We start from the raw sequence: 1298 nt of genomic DNA on the forward strand, positions 1-1298 counted from the left end.
GATAACGTATAATAAGTTTCGCAAATTCAATTGAATAAAAATAGACATAGTCTATTGCCATCGGTAAAATTAAGTTACCACACAAAATCCACCAAGGAGGCAATGACTATGTCCGATAACATTATACAGTTAAATGAAGACCTAATAAAGCATGATCTTAAAGATCTTGTCCGCAGCAGTGTTGAAGAAACGCTGAATGCCCTGCTCGATCATGAAGCGGATGAACTTGTCAACGCTTCAAAATATGAACGTACAGAGAATCGTAATGGCTACCGCTCAGGTCATTATGAGAGAAACTTCACCACAACTGCAGGAGACGTAAAATTAAAGGTCCCTAAATTGAAAGGTATCCAGTTTGAGACAGCCATCATCGAACGCTATAAACGCAGGGAATGCTCCGTCGAAGAAGCTCTGATCGAAATGTATCTGGCCGGGGTATCCGTCCGCCGCGTAGAGGATATCACAGAAGCTCTTTGGGGAACTAAGGTATCTCCAGGAACGATCAGTAATCTCAATCAGAAGGCTTACGAACATATCGAAACCTGGCGCAGCCGAAAATTGACCGGTGAATACGCATACGTTTATGTTGACGGTATTTATCTGAAACGCAGCTGGGGCGGCGAAGTGCAGAACGTGTCCGTCCTTGTTGCTATCGGCGTATCTACAGACGGCTACCGCGAGATCATCGGCGCTGCAGAAGGCATGAAGGAAGATTTTGAAAGCTGGCATAACTTCTTTATCTGGCTTAAAGAGCGGGGCCTTACAGGAGTCAGACTAATCGTTGGTGATAAGTGCCTTGGTATGCTGGAATCCATTGCCGATGTATTTCCGGAAGCGAAATATCAGCGCTGCACAGTACATTTTTATCGGAATGTCTTCAGCGTAGTCCCTCGCGGCAGGATGCGGGAAGTATCCTTAATGCTGAAAGCCATCCACGCGCAGGAGAACAAAGAGGCAGCACGCGGAAAGGCAGCTTCCGTTGTTGCGAAACTTCGTGAAATGAAGCTCTCTGCAGCCGCAAAGAAAGTTGAGGACGGTGTAGATGAAACTCTGACCTACATGGACTTTCCTACAGAACATTGGACCCGTATTCGGACGAACAATGTAACAGAGCGAGTCAACCGAGAAATCAAGCGGCGTACCAAGGCAATCGGGGCGTTTCCAGATGGGCAAAGTGCTTTGATGCTGGTTTGCGCCAGACTTCGTTACGTAGCGGCTTCGGATTGGGGAACCAAGCGGTATCTCAACATGGATCATCTGTTCCAGATGGAACTTATGAACAATACGGAAACGGCTGA

1 protein-coding gene is annotated in these 1298 nt (G+C 46.7%); it reads left to right on the plus strand.

Annotated features, from left to right (window positions below; genetic code table 11):
• Positions 1–108 precede the first annotated feature (108 nt).
• On the plus strand, positions 109–1298 hold a 1190-nt coding region (locus ACTNDI_RS13945; RefSeq protein ID WP_441101566.1), incomplete at its 3' end, for an IS256 family transposase.

The sequence above is a fragment of the Bilifractor sp. HCP3S3_D3 genome, from assembly GCF_052063915.1.
Classification (GTDB): Bacteria; Bacillota; Clostridia; order Lachnospirales; family Lachnospiraceae; genus Bilifractor.